At 70.7% G+C, this 20,316-nt stretch carries 17 protein-coding genes and 4 pseudogenes; 12 read left to right on the top strand and 9 right to left on the bottom strand.

From position 1 onward, the window contains the following. The first annotated feature begins 48 nt into the window (after nt 1–48). Nucleotides 49–900, top strand: a complete 852-nt coding sequence (locus AZE13_RS28815; protein WP_066938361.1) for an oxidoreductase — start codon at nt 49–51, stop codon at nt 898–900. A gap of 565 nt (nt 901–1,465) precedes the next feature. Here AZE13_RS28815 and AZE13_RS28820 read toward each other — a convergent pair. Further along, nucleotides 1,466–2,680, bottom strand: a complete 1,215-nt coding sequence (locus tag AZE13_RS28820) for a glycosyltransferase (RefSeq protein WP_066938364.1) — start codon at nt 2,678–2,680, stop codon at nt 1,466–1,468. Between the two features lie 149 nt (nt 2,681–2,829). Beyond that, nucleotides 2,830–3,081: pseudogene (locus AZE13_RS38515) on the bottom strand (DUF6192 family protein); the annotation flags it as partial. Nucleotides 3,082–3,320: 239 nt separating this feature from the next. Here AZE13_RS38515 and AZE13_RS28830 point away from each other — a divergent pair. From AZE13_RS28830 to AZE13_RS34630, 8 genes and pseudogenes are all read left to right on the top strand, one after another. After that, nucleotides 3,321–3,578 (top strand): hypothetical protein, encoded by a 258-nt coding sequence (locus AZE13_RS28830; protein WP_066938369.1) that lies wholly within the window; start codon nt 3,321–3,323, stop codon nt 3,576–3,578. 489 nt (nt 3,579–4,067) lie between these two features. Next, entirely contained in the window at nt 4,068–4,805 is a 738-nt protein-coding gene (locus AZE13_RS28835; RefSeq protein WP_066938372.1) for a helix-turn-helix domain-containing protein, read from the top strand. Nucleotides 4,806–4,873: 68 nt separating this feature from the next. Next, complete coding sequence (locus tag AZE13_RS28840) at nt 4,874–6,334, top strand: CoA transferase (protein WP_066938375.1); 1,461 nt, start codon at nt 4,874–4,876, stop codon at nt 6,332–6,334. Nucleotides 6,335–6,462: 128 nt separating this feature from the next. Then, a pseudogene (locus AZE13_RS28845) lies at nt 6,463–7,221 on the top strand (CaiB/BaiF CoA transferase family protein); the annotation flags it as partial. Nucleotides 7,222–7,529: 308 nt separating this feature from the next. Then, entirely contained in the window at nt 7,530–8,702 is a 1,173-nt protein-coding gene (locus AZE13_RS28850) for an acyl-CoA dehydrogenase family protein (RefSeq protein ID WP_066938377.1), read from the top strand. Further along, entirely contained in the window at nt 8,699–9,763 is a 1,065-nt protein-coding gene (locus tag AZE13_RS28855; RefSeq protein WP_066938380.1) for an acyl-CoA dehydrogenase family protein, read from the top strand. The genes AZE13_RS28850 and AZE13_RS28855 overlap by 4 nt, the downstream gene beginning before the upstream one ends. A gap of 493 nt (nt 9,764–10,256) precedes the next feature. Then, a complete protein-coding gene (locus AZE13_RS28860; RefSeq protein ID WP_147264746.1) occupies nt 10,257–10,715 on the top strand; it encodes a hypothetical protein in 459 nt (152 codons plus the stop codon). Between the two features lie 280 nt (nt 10,716–10,995). After that, nucleotides 10,996–11,451: pseudogene (locus tag AZE13_RS34630) on the top strand (class I SAM-dependent methyltransferase); the annotation flags it as partial. A gap of 76 nt (nt 11,452–11,527) precedes the next feature. On the opposite strand, the gene AZE13_RS28865 reads toward AZE13_RS34630, so the two are convergent. Beyond that, nucleotides 11,528–11,824, bottom strand: a complete 297-nt coding sequence (locus AZE13_RS28865; protein ID WP_066938385.1) for a barstar family protein — start codon at nt 11,822–11,824, stop codon at nt 11,528–11,530. Between the two features lie 351 nt (nt 11,825–12,175). Between AZE13_RS28865 and AZE13_RS38520 the strand changes: the two are divergent. After that, nucleotides 12,176–12,316: pseudogene (locus tag AZE13_RS38520) on the top strand (MerR family transcriptional regulator); the annotation flags it as partial. A gap of 204 nt (nt 12,317–12,520) precedes the next feature. Here the strand turns inward: AZE13_RS38520 and AZE13_RS28875 are convergent. From AZE13_RS28875 to AZE13_RS28895, 5 genes are all read right to left on the bottom strand, one after another. Beyond that, on the bottom strand, nt 12,521–13,384 hold the full coding sequence (locus AZE13_RS28875; RefSeq protein ID WP_398780254.1) for a class I SAM-dependent methyltransferase: 864 nt from the start codon (nt 13,382–13,384) through the stop codon (nt 12,521–12,523). Between the two features lie 8 nt (nt 13,385–13,392). Next, nucleotides 13,393–14,037 carry a cysteine hydrolase family protein gene (locus tag AZE13_RS28880; RefSeq protein ID WP_066938390.1) on the bottom strand — a complete coding sequence of 215 codons (645 nt, stop codon included), beginning with the start codon at nt 14,035–14,037 and terminating at the stop codon, nt 13,393–13,395. Then, entirely contained in the window at nt 14,034–15,167 is a 1,134-nt protein-coding gene (locus AZE13_RS28885) for an isocitrate/isopropylmalate family dehydrogenase (protein ID WP_066938392.1), read from the bottom strand. The genes AZE13_RS28880 and AZE13_RS28885 overlap by 4 nt, the downstream gene beginning before the upstream one ends. Next, nucleotides 15,164–15,700, bottom strand: coding sequence for an EF-hand domain-containing protein (locus AZE13_RS39360; RefSeq protein WP_066938394.1), 537 nt, complete (start codon nt 15,698–15,700; stop codon nt 15,164–15,166). The genes AZE13_RS28885 and AZE13_RS39360 overlap by 4 nt, the downstream gene beginning before the upstream one ends. Nucleotides 15,701–16,063: 363 nt before the next feature. Then, nucleotides 16,064–16,993: a LysR family transcriptional regulator gene (locus tag AZE13_RS28895; RefSeq protein ID WP_066938396.1), complete on the bottom strand. Its 930-nt coding sequence runs from the start codon at nt 16,991–16,993 to the stop codon at nt 16,064–16,066. Between the two features lie 114 nt (nt 16,994–17,107). Between AZE13_RS28895 and AZE13_RS28900 the strand changes: the two genes are divergently transcribed. Further along, nucleotides 17,108–17,635, top strand: coding sequence for a sugar O-acetyltransferase (locus AZE13_RS28900; RefSeq protein WP_079124494.1), 528 nt, complete (start codon nt 17,108–17,110; stop codon nt 17,633–17,635). A 689-nt stretch (nt 17,636–18,324) separates the two neighbouring features. On the opposite strand, the gene AZE13_RS28905 is transcribed toward AZE13_RS28900, so the two are convergent. Beyond that, a complete protein-coding gene (locus AZE13_RS28905) occupies nt 18,325–19,014 on the bottom strand; it encodes a hypothetical protein (RefSeq protein ID WP_147264748.1) in 690 nt (229 codons plus the stop codon). A 710-nt stretch (nt 19,015–19,724) separates the two neighbouring features. Between AZE13_RS28905 and AZE13_RS28910 the strand changes: the two genes are divergently transcribed. Then, nucleotides 19,725–20,316: helix-turn-helix domain-containing protein (locus AZE13_RS28910; RefSeq protein ID WP_147264754.1), on the top strand; the 592-nt coding region annotated here is incomplete at its 3' end.

Consider the following 20,316-nt stretch of genomic DNA (forward strand, 5'->3'; position numbering starts at 1 on the left):
CAAACCGCCCCGGTCGGCCTCTGTTCGCATCGCACGAAGGGAACTCCTGTGTCGGACACCAAGACATTCCTGATCACCGGCGTCAGCACCGGCCTGGGCCGCGCACTGGCGCGCGCGGCGTTGGCCGCGGGCCACCGGGTGGTGGGCACGGTGCGCACGCCCGCCGACGCACGGGCCTTTGAGGCGCTCGCCGGCGACGCGCACGCCCGCATCCTGGATGTGACCGACCATGACGCGGTGGAGGCGGTCGTGGACGAGACCGAGCGTGACCTGGGCCCGGTCGACGTACTCGTCGCCAACGCCGGGTACGGCCATGACGGCCTCTTCGAGGAGTCGTCGATGGACGACCTTCGCCGTCAGTTCGAGGTGAACGTCTACGGAACCGTGGCGGTGATCAAGGCCGTGCTGCCGCACATGCGGGAGCGCCGTTCGGGCCACATCATCGCCGTCACCTCGATGGGCGGGCTGATCACCATGCCGGGCCTCAGCTTCTACCACGGCAGCAAGTTCGCGGTGGAGGGCATCCTCGAAACGCTCGGCAAGGAGGTCGCCGATTTCGGCATCCATGTCACCGCCGTCGAGCCGGGCAGTTTCCGGACCGACTGGGCCGGTCGCTCGATGATCCGCGCACCCCGTGCGATCGCCGACTACGACGAGCTGTTCGAGCCGCTGCGCGCCCGGCGCATCCACGGCAGCGGGCGCCAGCCGGGCGACCCGGACAAGGCCGCGGCCGCGGTGCTGCGCATCGTGGCGGCCGAGCAGCCGCCGACGCGCCTGCTGCTCGGCACCGACGCGCTTCGCCTCGTCCAGGCCGGACGCGACGCCTTCGAGCGCGGCATGTTGGCATGGGCCGAGCTGTCGGCCTCCACCGACTTCGACGACGTCAGCCGGTCCGCCTGACGCCACTCGCCGTCGAGGCCCCGAGCGCGGGGCCTCGACAGCGGCCGTCATCACCAGGCCGGCCCGCTCCGGTCCACCACGGCCGGACCTGCTCGCAGCCGTTCACACCGCCCAGCGCCTCCTGGTAACCGGGCGGAGGTGAAAACTCACGCTGAGCACCATCGGCGCGGGCGCGAGGCAGGCGGTCGGCATCGGTGCCGGCGCGGCGACCCACAGGGAGGCGGTGATCGGGTGCAGTCCGAGCACAGGCCCAGAATCGCTGGAGGCAGTTCTCGGGCAACGGCGACAAGGGCGGTGGCGCGGGCTGCTGGGCGGTCGGGGATGCAGTGGGCGGCCGGGCGGCGGCCGAGGACGGCGGTGGAGAGATGGGCGCCTGGAGGTGTCGGGGCAACAGCCGGCCGGAGGGCGTCTTCGCTGCCCAGGACCGGTCACCGCTCGCCCGGGCGCTGTACGCGTACCCGCCGCGCCGGGCGGCGGCGTACGCATGGTCCGTGCGCCTCGCGGCAGGCGGATGCGGCCGGGCCTCGGGCAGCCCGGCACAGCAGCACGGCGAGAAGCCCCCGGGTCACCCGGCGTCCTGCGACCCGATATGGGCGAGCAGCGATGCGGCACCGTCCTCTGCGGCGATCCCGCGGGCGAGTTCGGCCGCGCGGCGGCGGTAGGCCGGCTCGGACAGGCAGGCCGTGATCGCGTCGCCGAGGGCTTCGGCGGTGAGGTCCTGGAACGGCAGAGGGCAGGGAGCGACTCCCAGCCGGTGCAGCCGGGACGCCCAGAACGGCTGGTCGGCCATGACGGGAACGGGCACGGCAGGAACTGCGGCCCGCAGTCCGGCTGCGGTGGTACCCGCCCCGGCGTGGTGGACGACGGCGGCGGTGCGAGGAAACAGCCAGTCGTGCGGGACGTCGCCGATGGCCAGTACGTCGGCGCCGCAGCCGCTCAGTTCGGCCCACCCCGCCTGCACCACGGCGCGCACGCCTGCCCGCTTCACCGCCACGGCCACCAGCTCGCTGAGCCGTTCCCCCTGCCCCGCCGCCATGCTGCCGAACCCGATGAACACCGGGGGCGGACCTGCCTGGAGGAAGTCGACCAGTTCGGCCGGGGGCTGCCAGCCATCCGGCCGCGCGGGCCACCAGTAGCCCGTCACGTCGACCCCGGACGGCCAGTCCTGGGGGCGCGGCACCACCAGCGGGCTGAAGCCGTGGAAGACCGGCCGGATGTCCGCCGGTGCCCAGGGCGCGTCGGCTGGCAGCCCCAGGCGGGTACGCAGCCGGGTCACGGCGCCCGCGAAGACCCCTTCCGCGCGCCCGAGTACGTCCCGGCCCGCGGCGAGGTTGCCCTGCGGCCCCGGGCCGTCGGTGTTGCGCGCGTTGGGCAGCGGGAACTGCCGGGTGGCGAACGACGGTGCGAGGTAAGTGCCGATGACGGGGATGCCGAGGGCTTCGCCGGCCATCCGGCTGAGCGGTGCCGGGCCGAAGGCGGTGAGCAGCAGGTCAGCCCCGCCTGCCACGGCCTGCGCCACCCCGTCGGCGAGCCCGTCCGCGTAGGCCCTCGTCATCGCCCGGGCCTCCTCCCGTGACGCGGCCCGGGACAGATCCCGGATCAGCCCCTGCGGGTCTCCGGGCATGGGCCGGTGGTCGAGGCCGCACCCGGCGAGGAGTGCCGCGAAGGACGGGTGAGCGGCCACAGCGACCTGAAGCCCCGCATCCTGCAGACGCCGCCCCAGACCGGTGAAGGGCGCGACGTCTCCCCGTGAACCGGCAGTGATGATCACAATACGCATGGGACGATTCTCCCCGGCGAATGCCGCCCGGCTACCGTTCCGGCCAGGAGGATCCCTCACCCGGCCCGTCTGCTGCCCCCGAGCGCATCCGCTGTCCGAAACTCGTGAACGAAGCCGGCTCAAGATCGTAGTTCGGAAAATCGTCGCTTCATCGTTCTGAAGGCGACGTCCGGGCGCCGCAGCAGGCTGGTCGCCGCACTCGCCGCGACCGACTCGTCCCGAGTGAACTCCTCCACCGCCCGGACCTTGTTCTCCGCGGAGACTTTGGCCGCCACCTGCGGACGCTTGAGGAAATCGGTGGTCACCGTCGCGGCGACCTCCTCGTCCCGGGCCAGGCGGTGGATCGCGGTGACCTTCTCCTGCGCGGTCTCGGGGTTGTCGACCGTCCACCTCACCCTCCGATGCGGTGTGCACGGCCCGTATCCGCCGCGCGAGCTGGTCGTCGGCTGTCTGCCGGGCGGCGCGTGCGGGCGCGGTCTTGCGCCAGTATTGGAAGCTGGACCGGGCGAGGCCGATGACCGACCGCAGTTCCCCGAGACCCGAAACGGCATGGACTCGACGGCTCCTGCGCCACGACGACGGCTTTCGTCCTCGGCCTCGACGCTGGCAGCTCGTGGAGCATGCTCACCGGTTTTCAGGAATGGCTCGTGGTCCACTCGGCAAGGGACTCGACCTGACCTGGCCCGTTCTCGTCCGCCACCTCACCCCTGGAGGCTGGGCCCACCCACTCTCCGAGCAGACCGATGTTGCCGCTGCGACTACGTTCTACCGACTCCTCGGGGAGTTCTTCACAGCACGAGAGCAGCCGAACGGTCTCGCCCGGACCTTCCGGAACTACCAGTCGTGGGCGATCACCCAGGACTGGTATCACCTCGCGGAGGCGGCAGACCAGGACTGATCGTTTGACATCCCACCTAGTCGCCCCAGGTCAGGGCATCGCACCGGACCAACTTGGCTGGCGAAGGACAGAGGAGCAGCGTTTCTACAGCAGTTGGGAAGGCACTGTGACGGCCGACGCAGGGCCGGCGCAGCGCGGTGGCCCGCGGTGCAGGCCCTCAATTGGAATGTCCCGTTCCGTAAGGGCGGTCTGCGTGTTCTCGGTGTGTCTCATCCAGGGGCCACGGCAACTTGTCTCACGATCTTGTCCCTTTGCCGGCGTCCGGCTCGACGCGGTTCAGGTATGACTCCAGGGCGTGCGGGGCGCCCCGGATGCGGTCCCGGTCCGCCGTCGCGTGAACCCCATCTGCTGTCGGCCTTGTGGCATCTGCGGGGGCCGGGGCCGGGGGCCGACTTGATCGTCGGGGGTGGTGAGGGAAAGGATCGACGAGTCGACGAGTCGTGTCGGCCCGAGCGGTCGGCGACCCACGAGAAGGACAAGGCGGGCGGGATGAGCGAGCACGGCCGGCGGCGGCGTCACCGTACGGTGGACCGGGTCGTGTGGATCCTGGAGGCCGCCGCACGGGCGCCGGGCGGGGTGACCGTGGCCGAGTTGGCGCGGATGGTCGAGGCGCCGGCGAGTTCGGTGCAGGATCTGGTCAATGGCCTTGTCGCGACCGGTTTCCTGCTGGAACAGCACCGGCGCTTCAGGCTCGGACCCGCCCCACACGTCCTCAACCTCATTGCCGGCCGGGTCGTCCCGCGGATCAGTCAGGCCGAACTCGACGAACTGAGCCGCGTCGCGGGTACTCCGGTGCTGCTCACGGTGCGGGTCGGGCTCGACGCCGTGTACCTCGCGCGTGGCGGCGAGGACCACATTCCCCGCCTCGTGCCGCTCGCCGACCAGCACATGGCCCGGCCGCTCCTGCGCACCGCCGCGGGCCGACTGCTGCTGGCCTTCACCGACGAGGCGGAGCGCCGTGGACTGCTCGACGAGCTCGCCCGCCACGACCCCGAGGCGGTCGCCGAGTTCCGCTCCGCTCTTCCGGCGATCCGCGCGTCACGGATCAGCCGCAGCGAGGGGCTGGCCGACCCCGAGGCCAGCGCACTCGCGATCCCTGTCACCGAAGGCCCCGTCGTCACGGGAGCCCTCGCCCTGATACACCGGCGCCACGGCCGCTCGGAGCGGCCGCGCCTGGACCGGGCGGCGGCCCGGCTCCTCGCGCACATCCAGGAGAGGCGGACCTGACGTCCGCATCAGTTCACGGATATCCGTGAATCCGGGCGCCGTGCAGTACGGGGAACGAGCATCCCGGCATGACTTCGAACACGCCGACCACGAATACGCCGGCCACGACCACCCCGACGCCGCCGATGCCCACCGGCGAGATCGTCTCCCGGCTGCTGCACACCCTCGGCGACCCCGATCCGGCCCGGGGAGCCGAGGACATCACCGTCGTCGGGGCCGACCCCCTGGTGCCTTCGGTGCACCACCTCGCCGATGCCATGTCCGCCGCCATCGGGGCCTTCGGGCGGCAGACGGCGACGCTCGGCGAACAGCGCGGCCACCCGCACCAGAGGATCGAGGTGCAGGCCGGAGCCGCGATCGACCAGCTCATGGCGACGTATCACACGACGCTCTCGGGGCGCCCGCTCGGCGCTCTCCTCGACGATCCGACGCTGCTCGGCAACAACGACTTCTACCGGGCGCGCGACGGCCGGTGGATCTTCATCATCACCACTTATCCGCATCTGCGGGACGCGGTCGGCTCCGTGCTGAGGTGTGGGCTCGACAAGGTGGGGATCGCGCAGGCCGCGGCCGACTGGGACGCCTTCACGCTGGAGGAGGCCATCTGCGCGCGGGGCGGCGTCGCCTGCGTGGTGCGCAGCCGGGACGAGTGGCTCGCGCACCCCGCGGGGCGGCATGTCGCGCAGCGCCCGGTCGTCGAGATCGAACGCGTCGGTGACGGACCGGCCCATCCGCTGGAGCCGATCGGTGAGGCCGACGAGGCGCTCGCGGGCATACGGGTGCTCGATCTCACCCATGTCATCGCCGGCCCCGTCGCGACGCGTCTCCTCGCCCAGTTCGGCGCCGAAGTGCTGCACCTGACGCGTCCCGACCGCCCCGACCCGATCCCGATGATCGCGATGACCGGCGGCGGCAAGCGCAACGCCTACTGCGACCTGCGCGACGCTCACGACCGTACGGCCTTCCACGACGCGCTCCAGGACGCGGACGTCTTCGCGCACGCCTACCGGGGACTCGCCCGCCACGGGGCATCGACCGAGGAACTCATCCGGCGCCGCCCCGGACTCATCGTCCTCGAATACCACGCCTGGGGCGCCGAAGGCCCCTGGGGCGAACGCGGCGGGTTCGACCAGCTCGCCTGCTCGGCAACCGGATTTGCCCTCGAGGAGTGGACCGACCGGCCGTCGCTGCCACCGACGTACCTGCTCAATGACTACCTCGCCGCCTATCTGGGGGCCGCCGCCGTCGCAACGGTCCTGCGCCGCCGCGCGACTGAGGGCGGTTCCTGGCGGATTCGCGTGACCTTGGCCGGGGTGTGCCACTGGGTGCAGGAACTCGGGCTGCTGGCGCGGGAGGACGTACTCGACCTGCCCCGGCCCGGACACGCGCCGCTCGCCGCGCTGTCGACCACCGGGACCGACTTCGGCCCGCTCACCGAACCGGCAACACCCTTCGCGTACAGCGGGCGCACGGTCCCCCAGCCCGGCCGGCGTTCCCCGCTCGGGTCCGCCGCGCTCCAGTGGCGCTGAGCAGTCCACCGTTCGTCCGCCCCACCCGATACCCCAGGAGGCACCGGAAGATGTCCGGGAAAACGAACAGCCCGTCCGGCCGCGGACTCCTCGCCGGAGTCCGCGTCATCGAACTGGCCGGCGTGATCATGGCCCCGTACGCCGCCCAGCAGCTCGGCGACCTGGGCGCGGATGTGATCAAGGTAGAGCGGCCCACGGGCGACATGACGCGCCACTACCCGCCACGGCGCCACCCCGGCATGGGCGGCCCGGCACTCAACCTGAACCGCAACAAGCGCAGCGCCGCCATCGACCTCAAGGCCCCGCACGGCCGCGACGCCCTGCTCGCCCTGCTGCGCACCGCCGACGTCTTCATCACCAACCTACGACCGCAGGCCCTGGAGAAGCTCCGCCTCGGCTACGACGACGTCGCGGCCGTCAGTCCCGGCCTGATCTATGCCAATGCCCAGGGATTCCGCAGTGACAGTCGCTACGGCACCCACGCCGCCTACGACGACATCATCCAGGCGGCCAGCGGCCTGGTCTGGCTCAACCACAAGGTCTCCGGTCAGCCGCACTACGTTCCCACGGTGCTGGCCGACAAGATCTGTGGCATGCAGATCGCCCAGTCGGTGCTGGCCGCGCTGCACTACCGGGAGCATGGCGGCACCGGCCAGCACATCGAGGTCCCGATGGCCGACACCATGCTCGCCTTCAACCTGGTCGAGCACCTGGGCGCGGCCGCCCTGGAGGCCGACGGCGAGTTCGGCTCGGCCCGCTCGCTCAGCCCGGAGCGCCGTGCCCTGCGCACCGCCGACGGATGGATGTGCATCCTGCCGCACAGCGACCGCGACTGGCGGAACTTCACCGCCTTCGTCGGCCGCCCGGAACTGGCCGCCGACCCGCGCTTCGCCACCGGCCCCGACCGGGCCCTCAACGCCGACCAGTTCTATCCACTGCTCACGGAGCGGCGGCCTGCTGCGCGACGCCGAGCACCCCACCGAGGGCCGCTACCGGGTCATCGGGCGCCCGGTCCGCTACTCGGCCGACCCCGAGCCGGAGCTGCGGCCATGCCCGCGCATCGGCCAGCACACCGACGAGGTCCTCCGCGAAGCCGGCTTCGACCCTTCCCTGCTGCACATCGCGGCTTGACCGGATTCCCGTTACCGCAAAGACATCCGCACCGCCCATCCATCAATCCGGGAGCGAATGAACCATGTCGCCTTCTACGCTCGCACCGATCGCGTTCCCCGACGTCACGTTGCCCGAATCGGCCCGTCGGCTCCGCACCGGGGTCCGTGCCTTTCTCGACGAAGAGCATGCCCGCGGCACCGTGCTCGGCCGCCCCGACTCCTGGCTGGCCGGCTGGGATCCCGGCTTCAGCCGCCGCCTCGCCGAACGCGGCTGGGTCGGCATGGCCCTGCCCGCCGAGTACGGTGGCGCGGGCCGCGGCTTCCTGGAGCGCTATGTGGTGATCGAGGAACTGCTCGCCGCCGGCGCCCCGGTCAGCGCCCACTGGGTCTCCGACCGGCAGGCGGGACCCTCGATCCTCCGGCATGGCACCGAGGAGCAGCGCCGCTTCTTCCTGCCGAGGATCTGCGCCGGGCAGTGCTTCTTCTCCATCGGCATGAGCGAGAAGTCCAGCGGCTCCGACCTCGCCTCGGTCGCCACCCGTGCCGACCGCACCGCTGACGGCTGGCGGTTGACCGGCACCAAGATGTGGACCGGCGGAGCCCATGTCAACGACTACGCCATCGTGCTGGCCCGCACCGACGAGGCCGAGGACAAGCACGCCGGCCTCAGCCAGTTCATCGTCGACCTGCGTGCCCCGGGCGTACGGGTCGAGCCGATCCGGCTGATGAGCGGCGAGCACCGCTTCAACGCCTTGCACCTCGAAGGCGTCGCCGTCCCCGACGGCATGCTGCTCGGGCGGCAGAGCGACGGCTGGAATCAGGTCACCGGCGAACTCGCCTTCGAACGCAGCGGCCCGGAACGCTACCTTTCCACCTTCCCCCTGCTGGTCTCCCTGCTCCGCGAACTGGAGCAGCGCCCGGCCACAGCCGAACAGCTCACCCAGGTGGGCCTCCTCACCGCCCGCCTGTACAGCATCCGTCGGCTGTCCCTCGGCGTGGCCGCTGCCCTGGACGCCGGAGCCTCGCCCGACACCCAGGCCGCCCTGGTCAAGGACCTCGGCACTCGCCTGGAGGGCACGCTGATCGACACCGTCCGCAGCATCCTGCCGACCCCGGCCGACTCGCACGCCACCCCCGGCAGCCACCCCGAACTGCTCGCCTTCGCCCTGCTGCACAGCCCCGGCTACACGCTGCGCGGCGGCACCAACGAAATCCTGCGCGGCATCATCACTCGTGGTCTGGAGCAGCACCGATGAACACCCACACGATCGACACCAGCGCCCCTGTCATCTCCGCCGACCACTACGACACCACCGCCTTCTACGCCGCCCCCGACGCCATCGCCACCGTCGCCAACACCACCGCTTCCGACGCCGTGGCCCTCCCCGCCCACGGCGCCTCCACCGCAGAACTCCTCGCCGCCGCCCAGGAAGCAGGACGCCGCGCCGTCCCCGCCCCCCTCGCCGAGACCGCCCTGGTCGCCCGCCCCCTGCTGCGCCGCGTCGGCCTTCCCGTGCCGGACGGCCCGCTCAGCTACGCGATCGCCCCCGACCTGACGATCCGATACGCACACCCGGCCGCCTCCCCCGTCGGCTCGGCCGGGTGCCTGGGCGACGACGACAACCTGCGGGTCACCGGCACCCTGCGCCGCGTCCCCTGGGCCCGCGCCGTCACCGCGGTGGTCGTCCTGGCCACCGCCCCCTTCGGCCCCGTCCTGTTCACCCTCACCCCCGATCAGGCCGCCCTCACCCCCGGCGGCAACCTCGCCGAGGAACCCCGCGACGACCTGTACCTCGTCGCCCTTGAGATCCCCGCCTCGCAGGTCCGCCGGATCTCCCCCGAACTGCTCGACGAGGCCCGGCTCCGTGCGGCCCTGGCCCGCTCCGCCCTGATTGCCGGTGCCGCCGAACGCTGCGTCGACCTGACGGTCGCCCACACCACCGCCCGCACCCAGTTCGGCCGTCCGCTCAGCCGCTTCCAAGCCGTCAAGCAGGAAGAGGCCCGGCTGATCGAGGAGACCGCCCTGGTCCGCACCGCCGTCCAGGCCGCCGCCCCACTGAACCCCGGCGGCGCGGCCGCACACGTCGCCATCGCCGCCGCCAAGACCCAGGCATCCGCCTCGGCCGCCGAGATCGCGCGCATCGCCCACCAGCTCCACGGCGCCATCGGCATCACCCGGCTCAACCCGCTCCACCTCGCCACCACCCGCCTGTGGTCCTGGCGCGATGAAGACGGTGACGAAACCTACTGGGCACGTCGCCTGGCCCGCACCCTTACCGCCACCACCCTCTGGCCCGCCCTCACCACCACACCCTGACGCCACGCCCCCACGCCCTGTCTCGCCGCCGACCGGCCCGGCCCGGCCCGGCCGGCGGCCCAGCAGCTCTCCCCTGGCTTTGGGTGGTGTCACCGGCTTCGACGGGCGGGCCGCGGCCGGGAGGCTCGGGGAGCGCCGGCGGCGGTCTGGGTCGTCGACGCCACAGGGCTCGCCGCGCTGGAGCCGGGGCAGGGTGTTCACCCAGACCGCGACGGTGATGCCCTTCACGTCGTCGGCGAGTGTCTGGAGGCGGTTGTCGAGCAGGTGCTCCTCCTTCGCCGCCGCGGCAGCCCACCATGCCATAAAGCCCCAAACCGTGCGCCACGGTGTTCTGTGGAATCAGGTTTGTCGAGCTCCTGCCGCGCGAGGAGAGACGGCGGGTGCAGTAGCGACCCAGCACGCCGCTGGCACGGTAGTTCGCGCGGTCGATCGGACTGGGCAGGTGACAGCCAGGGCTGTTGGTTAGGGTGATCAGTCGCTATCGCAGGGGAAGATGAAGAAGATGCTGTTTTCGATACCCGAATCCGGTTGGTGGCTCATCGCGGTTGCAACGACGGTGCTCTTCGTGATCGGTATGCGGATGCTGGGAACAGGGATGAAACTCCCGGAGGAACTACAAAACACCGTGAAGCGGCCGAGCAAACGAGCCAAGTGGACGGCCTACTTGCTGACTCCCGTGGGCCTCGGCGCCATCCTGGCGACGAACCTGATCCGGCCCGAACCGACACCATCGATCCTGTTCCTGTACAGCGTCGCGTGCGTCTCCGTACCGGTTGCCCTTCTTCCAGTCCGCGGCCGGATGCTCAAGGACTACATCGCCCAACAACAGAACCCTGACGTCAAGATCAAGCCTGATCGGCTCACGGTGGCCTGGGTTGTCTGTTCTTTGTCCACGGTGATCCTGGTAGCAGTGCTCGCATTGATGATGACGCCGTACGGCATGCGAAAGTAGCCACGCACTCGACGACTTCGCGGCGCATTGTCGACCCTCGGTCGGCGGCCAGCCGGTCATGGGGGGGGGATCGCGTGCTCCGGACACCGAAGTTGTGGGCGGGTGAAGGGCTCGTTGGAGGCCCCTCGGATTCCGGCGGCGATGTCGCGGTGTCCGGCGGCACGGAGGGCGTTGATCGCGAGGTTGCGGAGGGTGCCCATGTTGGCCGGGCCGCGTCCGGTGCGGATCTTCGAGGCGTCCTCGGCAGGGAAACGTGCCGAGTGGCGAACTTGGTCAAGGGGTGACTTGGAGGTGCGCGCACCGGTGCGGTGCGAGGCATCGGTACTGGGATGCCGCCGCGGCGGCCTTCGACGACGAGCCCGACCACGGGCTGCGAGCCGACGACACACGGGCCGCCTGGGCCCGGCTCCTGCGCACCTGGTTGCCGTCCGACCCGGACGACGTTCTCGACATTGGCTGTGGCACCGGATCGGTGTCCTTGCTGCTGGCCGAGGCCGGACACCCCGTCACCGGGGTCGCTCTGGCGCCACGAATGGTCGAGCAGGCCCGTACGAAGTTCCTGGACGCCGGCCTTGAAGGCCGTTTCCTGGTCGGTGACGCCATGGTGCCGCCGACCGGGGAACAGCGGTTCGGAGTCGTGGTGTCGCGGCATCTGGTGTGGACGTTGCCTGACCCGGAGGCCGCGCTTCGTGAGTGGGTGACACGACTGCGGCCCGGTGGACGGCTGGTGCGGTGGATTCGTGTTCGGCGGCGCGGGCGCGCGACCGACTGCGGTCACCGGCGCGACGCTGAGCCGGGCGAATCCCGGATCGTCAGGCCCCCACGTGGACGACGAGTTGGTTCTGGTCGCCGTCAAAGATGTCGGCCAGAATCTGACCTTCGTGGTGGTTCTTGTCGAAGAGTCCCCGATGCTCGACGTGGACCACCAGGATGTCGTGACGGTCGATCTCCTCCGAGATGCCGCGGGTATGGATCGTGTCCGACCACGCGTCCAGGTTCCGGCCGAACCACTCCGGCAGTCCGCACGGCTCGGTCACCGCATCCCAGAAATCGTCGAGTGTCTCAATCCGCCGTCCCCGCAGGTCGACGGTCAACTTGCTGTTCGTCATCACAGCAGAGTAGCCAGCCCGAGGGTCAGAGACTGGTTCGGAGAATGCCCGGTGACCGCGCTGCACACCTGTCCTGACGGCCGCCGCGCCGTGATGGTCGATGTCCATCTGGACCGCGACACGTCATACGCGGCCCGGGCCTATCGCTGAGATCGGCGTTCCCTGCGCATCGCCCGGCGCGGCGGTCCTCCCCTCGCCGGTTGGATCCGCGGCTGCGCATCGGCAGCGGGCTGCGCGCCGGGGCGACGAGGGCGCGTCAGCGGCCACGCCAACGCGCTCGTCGCCCACACCCTCGCCGAAGACAGCGACGAGTAGCCCCGACATCCGCGCCACGGAACCCGCCGGCGCCGGGAGGACGTCCTCCAGGTCGTTGCGCTCCTCCAGGTACTGGGGCCGAAGAGCGCCGATGCGCGTCAGCACGCGGCCCTTTCCTCGGTCGACGAGGTTCCGGTGCCGGTGGAGGCCCTGGCCGAGGCGGCTGTGGACGAGACAGCCGAGCAGTTCGGGTTTGCCGGGCGCCACAGGAGGAGTCGGGAGCGGTGAGGCTGGTGAAGCTGCGGGCGATGTGGACGAAACGCGCACGAAGGAAATGACCCGCCGCTGCCGCCGCGGTGGGCTCGGGCGTCGTGCCGTCAGTCGCGCCAGGTGCCCGTCCGGTCGTAGAGCGGGCCGTGCCCCGCCTTGCTCCGCGCGACGCTACCCGGGGGCCGTGGCGAAGCCCCAGTGGTTGGCCGCCAGAGCGTCGTTCGGCTCCGGGCGGGGGCCGCGGCCGTGCAGGGCGGTGAACTCGTACGGGCTGTGGAGGGCCACCGTCCAGCCCCGTTCGGCGAGTTCGCCCGCCGAGTCGGGGCGTGGCTCGCTGTCGAAGAGGGCGAGCAGGTCGATGCCGATCTGCTGTCTCGCCGAGGTGTAGATCGGGCCGGCCCGCACCTGCGGTGACTCGGCGATCTCCTTGATCTCGTACGCCAGGGAGCTGCCCGCCGTGCTCAGCCGGTCGATCGTGGCGATGAGGTGGCGCTCGGCCGACGCCGGGAGGTAGAGCAGCAGCCCTTCGGCGAGCCATGCGGTGGGCGCGGCGGGGTCGAAGCCCGCGCTCAGTAGTGCCTCGGCCCAGTCGAGCCGGAGGTCGGCCGCGTGGGTCCGGCGCTTGGCCGTGGGGGTGGCCTCGGTCCGGTCGAGCACCGCCTGTTTGAACGCCAGCACCCCGGCGGTGTCCACCTCGTGGACCACGCAGTCCGGCGGCCAGTCGAGCCGGAACGCCCGGCAGTCCAGGCCCGCCCCCAGCAGCACCACCTGCCGGACGCCCTGGTGCGCCGAGCGGAGCAGGTGGTCGTCCAGGACGCGGGTGCGCAGGCCGAAGTACCGGCCGAGCCGGCCCCACAGCGGGTCGGCCTCACCGTCAGGTACCTGCTGCGGGCGGACCGGCCAGCCGGCCGAGGCCGGTGCCGCGCGCACGAAGTGCTCCGCGAACGGGTCCCGGGCCAAGGCGTCGGGGCGATGGCTCTCGATGGCACGGGCTGCGGCCACCAAGAGGGCGGTGCGGCCCACGCCCTCTGCCACGCCGGAGTTCAGCCCGGCGGCAGTGCGCACGAATCCTCCTCGGGTCGCAACACGGGTGCGATCCATGCCTGCGGGTCGTCCGTGGTGGTGGTCCGGGCGCCGTAGACGACGCGCATGAACCGCAGCACGGCGTCGTACGGCAGATGCAGCGCGGTGGTGCAGTCCGTCAGCAGCGTCACATGGAGGCCCTTCTGGAACGCCGTGCGGGCGGTGGAGTCCACGCACACGTCTGCGTACAGCCCGGCGAAGACCAGGTGGCCCACGCCCCGCGCGGCGAGGTGCTCCTCGAAGCCGTCGGTCAGGAAGGCGTCGAAGCAGGCGCGTTTGGTGAAGATCCGCTCGCCCGCGGCCGGGGAGATGGCGTGGAACTCCGCGCCCCATGAGCCCTCCAGGCACTTGGGCTGTTTGCCGAGGGCTCGGTCCCGCAGCCGCCAGCTGTCCCCTTGGTGCTCGGGGTCACCGACGAACCGTACGAAGAGCACTTCCACGCCGCGCTCGCGGGCCCCGGCCACCGCGCGAATACAGCCGGCGACAGCTGTGTCCAGTACGGCGGGGTCCTTGCCGAAGCGGGCCAGGGCCGTCGGGCCGGTGCAGAAGTCGTTCTGCAGGTCCAGGACGACCAAGGCTGTCCCGTCCGGTCCCCCGCTGGTCATGACCCGCCGACCAGGGCGGCGCCCTTCGACGCCCCGTCGGCTTCGGGCACGTCGAGCGCCTCGAGCAGGGCGTCGACCACGGTGGTGGTGGAGTGCCGTCCGCCGAGGTCCGGGGTGTGCACGCGCCGCTCGTCCAGAGTTCGCAGAGCCTGCTCGGTGGCACGTACTGCTCCGGGGCATCCGGCGTGACGTTCCGCGACGAGCGCCGCCGCCCGAATCGTCGCCACCGGGTTGACCCGGCCCTGCCCGGCGAGGGCGTCGGCGGAGCCGTGCACCGTCTGGTACTCGACCAGACCGGCCAGCCCGGGGCCGAGACAGACATTCTCGGTGCAGTGGTTCTCCTGCCGGTGGGAGCCGAACCGGTCGAGCAGTATGACGTGCATGATGTCGGCCCACTCGTTCCCGGCGACGATCAGCGTGCGGTCGGGCAGGCCATGGGTGATCAGGTTGCGGTTGACCGTGTCCGGTTGGAACAGGTCGATGCGGACGCCGAGCCGGTCCGCGAGTTCGGCCACCCAGGCGTCGAGGGCGCCGTCCAACAGATGGAACTTGTAGGCCATGACAATGCGGTCGAGGCGCCCGTCCGGCCACTCGCACCGGGCTCGCCGCAGGGCGTAGGTGATCACGGCCTCGGTGATCTCCTGGCTGAAGGTCAAAGTGCGGGTGACCTCGCCGGGCGTGTGCCGGTTGTCCCCGGTGTAGAAGCCCTGGGCCTGATCCCGTACCAGGAGCAGGGAGCGCCCGGCGTCAGTGAGGAGGTCGACCTTCACCGCGCGCAGCCGCTGCCGGACGAGATAGAGGGACTGGGCGTTGATAGCGGTGCGGAAGATCGCCTCGGTGCCCTGCTCGGCCCGGGTGCGGCAGAACCGCTCGTAGTGGGCCGCGTCCTCGGCGGTCAGCGCCCGGATCCTGTCCACGCCCCGTTCGGCGCGGAGCGAAGCGTACGAGTGGTAGAGGCGGGGGGAGCGCTCGATCGCCACGCCGTGCGGGTGCCTTGCGGTCAGCGCGCCGAGAACTTGCTCGAAGACATCCGCGACCTCAGGTCCGGTACCCCGCCCGACTGCCAGACCGATGACGGGCTTCGCGGCGCGTAAGGGGGCTGCCGGCGCGGGGACTTGGGTGCGGGTCATCGTGTCGTGCCCGTGGTCAGGTGGTCGCCGGGAATGCCGGCCTTCTCCGGGCGGTAGTAGTCCCGGATGCCGTCCGCCCAGGTGATCACGGGGATACGGTCGCCGTCGACCGGCTCGAAGGCATCGAACAGGGCGTCGATGTTGGGACGCTGGAAGCCGATGGCGGTCATCAGGGCGGTGAAGTGGGAACGCTCGACGAAACCGTCGCCGTCCGGGTCACCCATGGCGGCCAGGGCGTCCGCGAACTCGTCGACCGTGGCGTCGAACCGCTGGGGGTCGAGCACGATCGCGGTGAACTCTTCGGGGCTGATCCGACCGTCGCTGTTGGCATCCAGCTCACGGACGAGCGTCTCCCAGTAGCCGCGGAAGGCGTCGAACATCCTGCTCTTCGCGTCGTCGCCGGCGTCGGGCACCGCCGCGATGACCCGCTCGCCCATCAGCTCGAAGTCCTTCGACTCCAAAACGCCGTTGCCGTCGGCGTCGAAGAGGGAGAAGACGAGCTCGACGCGGTCGTTCGCCTTGGTGGTGGGCATGGTGTGTCACCTCTGCAGTAGCGCTGTTGGCGGGACGCCGCCGGATCCCGGTCCGGCAGTGCGACCACTATCGGCTCGCCACCGGGGCCCTGGCGGAGAAAGCCAGCACGTGCACACGAAAGAAGGGAATCCGCTGCTTGGCGCATGAAGCTGCCGATCCTGGAAAGCGCCGCCGTCCACGAGCGGCGCGGGCGTTTCCGGTGATCGCGGCTGTCCGCGCGGAAGCGTCACGCTTCCGGGGCGCCTTCTACGCATGTCTGACCGCCCGGCGCGACGTATTGTTCGAGTTGGTGGACGCAGTGTTGTGTGCGGACGGGCCGGTGAAATCGCCGGTAGGGCGTCTCCGTTGAATCGGGCGTCTGATCAGCGGTCTATCCAGTCCGGCACCCACACGTCGTCCGGGGTGCGCGGCCCTGAGGCGCGCAGATGATCGTGTAGCGCGGTCAGCACGGGGTGCTGGTCTCCGGTGCGGGACAACAGCACGTGCGTGTACACCGGGGTCGGTTCGCGCAACGGGATGCGCCGCAGGTCGTGGGTCTGGGGCCACAGGTACCGGTCCCCACTGCCGACGAGGGTGGCCAGCGAGGCCGAGTCGGCCAGCGCGTCCATCAGGGCCTCGTCACCGAAGTTGGGGCCGAGCGCGTCGATGCTCAGGCCAAAGGCCTCGGACAGCGCCTGGTAGAACGCTGCCCACTCCGTGCCTGGCCTGATTCCGGGGATCCAGATGCGGTGGCCGGCCAGGTCCGCAGGCCTGACCCAAGGTGCGTTCGCCAAAGGGTGGCCGGGCCCGGCCAGTAGCTCCAGGGGCGCGTCCAGGAGCCGTTCGGCGCTGATCCCGGCTGGGACCTGGTCTACCGGCAGGGCGCGGAAGGACGCGTCGACGGTTCCTTCGAGTACCGCCTGGGCGGCCTGGGCGGCGTTCTCGTTGCTCAATGTGACCGTGTCCAGGTTCATCTCGGGGTGTGAGCGGTAGAACCGGTAGACGGCCTGGGCCGGTGCGATGCGCCGATTGAGGACGTCGACGCGCAAGGGCCGGCTGCCGGGGCGCACGGCCTGCTCGGCCTGCGCGAAGGCTGCGAGGACCTTCTTGGCGTGGGGCAGCAAGACCTGCCCGTCCAGGCTCAGCCGGGAGCCTCGTGAGGTTCGCACCAGGAGCGTGACCTCGAGGTGTCTCTCAAGGGTCGCGATCCGCTTGGAGACCGCCTGCTGGCTGATCCCGAGCTCGTCCGCTGCTGCCTGGAACTGGCCGGTCTCGGCGACGGTCACGAAGGTCCGCAGAGCTTCAACATCCACACCTTCAGCCTATTTCCACAACGATGGGTTGTCTCCGGTAGGTCGTGCGGTTGTTTGATCACTCGTTCTTCAGGGTGGTGGAATCGCCGTATGTCTACCCGCACAGAACAGGTCATGTATGTCCAGACGCCCGAGTTCGCGCGCCATGCGGAGCGCATCGTAGAGGTGACCGACGCGACGTCTCGACTGAACGCGCTGCCGTTCAGCGACAGCAAAGGTCGTGCTGAACTACTTTCTGTTGTGTTCGGTGGCCCGCTCCCGGAGTCGGTGACGATCTACCCGCCGTTCTTCACCGAGTATGGGCTGAACACGACGTTCGGGGAGAACATCTTCGTCAACCAGGGATGCACGTTCATGGACAAGGGCGGGATCCGCATCGGCGACGGTGTCATGATCGCCCCGAAGGTCAGCCTCATCACCGGGGGGCACCCTCTGCCGCTCGCCGAGCGTCGCGCGTACCTCTCCTTCGCCCCGATCGTCATCGAAGACGACGTCTGGATCGGGACGTCTGCCGTGATCTTGCAGGGAGTGACCATCGGTGCTGGTGCGGTGGTCGCTGCCGGTGCGGTGGTCAGTCGTGATGTTCCTGCCCTCACCCTGGTCGCGGGAGTCCCCGCCCGGGTGATCAAGACGATCGACTGAGCCCGGCCGGCCACCGGCCCGGGGTGAGCAGCACGTCTGCGGTCTGATGTCGTTTTTTTGCCCGTCACGCCCCGTTGACCGACCAACAGTGGGACGGCATCCGCCCGTTGCCGCCGAGCAGAGCCGGCCGGCATGGCAGACCGTGGGCCGACCACCGCCGTATCGTGGAGGCGATCATCTACCGACATCTACTGATACCGCACCGGCATCCCCTGGCGAGACCTCCCGAGCAGGTTCGGGTCCTGGAAGAGTGTGGTCCCGCCAATGCCGGTGGGCCGCAGACGGGTCCTGGGACCAAATCCTGGGCGTACTGCTCGCTGCCGCGGGCACTGCCGGGCGGATCGGCGGGGTCGGTCAGCTGCCGCGGACCCATTGGCGCGACTGCACGGCCGGCGACCAGCCCGGCGCCCGCGCCAGGCGCCTCACCGATGCGCGGCGCGGAAGGGCTACGCCGGGGCAGTGAGTCCGCGAGTGCAGGACATGGGGCCGTCGCGGTGGTCGAGCTGGTAGCCACTGCACCGGCCGACGCCGGGTGTAGGGGTGGAGCAGCCAGACCGGGGTACAGGTCTTCAGCCGGGCGGCCGGATTCTCGAGCCGCGAACTGCCGGAGGAGCAGCACTCGAACGCGACGGACCCGCGTCCGATCGGCATCCGCTTCCGCACTCAATTCAGCGCCGACACGTTGGCCATCACTCAACCGTGGCGCTCTCGAGGACCGCGCCAACGTCACCGCGGCTCGCCGCGTCCGGTGCGGCGGTGGCGACGCCCAGGACGAACGAGGTGCGGTCGCCATCGACCGTGACAAGAGTGATCTTCAAGTACGCGGCATCGCGGTCCTTACTCTTCTTCTGCACCGCAAGCGCCACCGTGTGCGCCGAATGCCCACCTATCGTGGCCGGTTGGGACTTCTCAAGCCTCACCGCTTGGTCCGGGAAGAAGAATTCCGCATTCGACCGGGCCGCGAACTCCGCCTGCCGTTGTAGTGCGGAGGACGGTATCGGCTTCCTGGACCGGCCAGCGAGGACGGCACCGCCCGACCCGCCCGGGCCCGCCTTCTTGGTGATCGTCGAGGAGAACGCACTGAGCAGGCGTTTGTCCTTTGCCGCGTCGTGCTCCCAGCCCTTGGGGATGGCGTAGGACAGCCCCGACGTGGCGTCGGTCACTCGCGGGCGGTCGGCCAGCGGGCCGTCCCCGTCCGGAGCCAGCCACCACCAAGTGGCGCCTCCTGCCAGCAGCAGGGCCAATGCCACCACGATGCCGATCACCATCGCACGGCGTGCGCGTGGTGCCCGCGTCTGCGGCTGCGGTGCGGAATCGGGATAGGCATAGGGATAGGGCGGGTAGACCGGCGGCTGTCTGGTAGGCGGTGGCGTCGTCATGCACTCACCTTGCCGCCGCGACCTGGCTCCCAGCGTGAGTACCTGTACTCATACCGCTACCCAGAACATCGACTTCGACACCGGCGGTGAGGAGTGAACTGGTCATCAGCCCGCCACGCTCCAACCGTCCCGAAATCGTCCCAGGTCAGACAGCAAAGTCCTGCTGGAAGCGCCCAGCTCATCGTGCGCCTCCCCAGCGCAGGGCCCGATCGTCGCGGCCGCCCGCGCCGCAGCCACAGCCTCGAGTACCACCGGCCGGCCCGAGCGACGGGCAGCCTTCCCGGTCCGGACCGGCCCGGACCGCGAAGGCTGCCTCCATCTCGCGCGCGGGCCACCAGCTCGGGGAGCATCTGGTGCAGGCGGCCGTACTCGCCCGCGGTGAAACAGCTCCCGCGCGGCCGCAACGTCCCCCTCCGCCAGGAACTTGAGGACCCTCCCCCGGCTCCGGGCACACGAAACGAGCCCTCGGTTGTCCACCCCGAGGGCTCAGCCCGACCCGGTTGCGCCAGGTTTCGAGGACGCCCTGGACGGCGCTGGAGACCCGGCCCTGCTCAGCGCGGTCCGCCCACAGGTGCCCGTCGTGCTCGGTGAGCTTCACCGGCTCGTCGGTCTCGGTGACGGTGGCGGCGAAGTTGAACTGGCGGGTGGCGCGTCCGCTGCCCGAGCGGTAGTCGAAGTGGCCGAGGTAGTCGCCGACGACGGTCTTGTCGATGCCGTCACGTTCAGCGGCCCGGGTGAGGTCTTCTGTCCGGCAGGCCCGGAAGAAGCAGGGCCTGCCCCTGGCTCAGCTCGGCTCACGCGGCGGCTGCTCCGCAGCCCAGGTCTCCCGGTATGAGCGGGGCATCTCGCCGCTGACGGACGTCACCGTGCTGCGGCGCCTCGCCGACGCGCTCGGCATCCCCCCGCAGGCCCTCGGCCTGACGCCCGAGCCAGAAGTCCGGCACGGACGCGTGATCGGGCCGATCACCGCCTACCCGCGGCTTCCGGGCTCTAGGGTGGGTACGGCTGGTCAGGAGGACGGGGAGGATCGGGTGCGGCGCAGGCAGTTGCTGGCCCGTCTCGCGGTGACGGCCGCCGCGGCAGCCGGTGCTCCCGTCCTGACCACAGGCAGGACAACAGCGGACGAGGCCGCACTCGGCGACGCGCTGACCGGTAGCCTCCGCGACGCGATGCTCGGCCTGCACACGCCCGTCGCCGTCCCGTACGCAGCCGCTCTCCAGGCCGATCGCTCGTGCGCCTTCTCCGACTTCCACGCCTGCCGGTACGGCCGGCTCGCCGTCCGTCTACCCCGGCTGATCTGGG

Origin of the sequence: Streptomyces sp. NBRC 110611 (genome assembly GCF_001590865.1) — a bacterium.
Classification (GTDB): domain Bacteria; phylum Actinomycetota; class Actinomycetes; order Streptomycetales; family Streptomycetaceae; genus Streptomyces.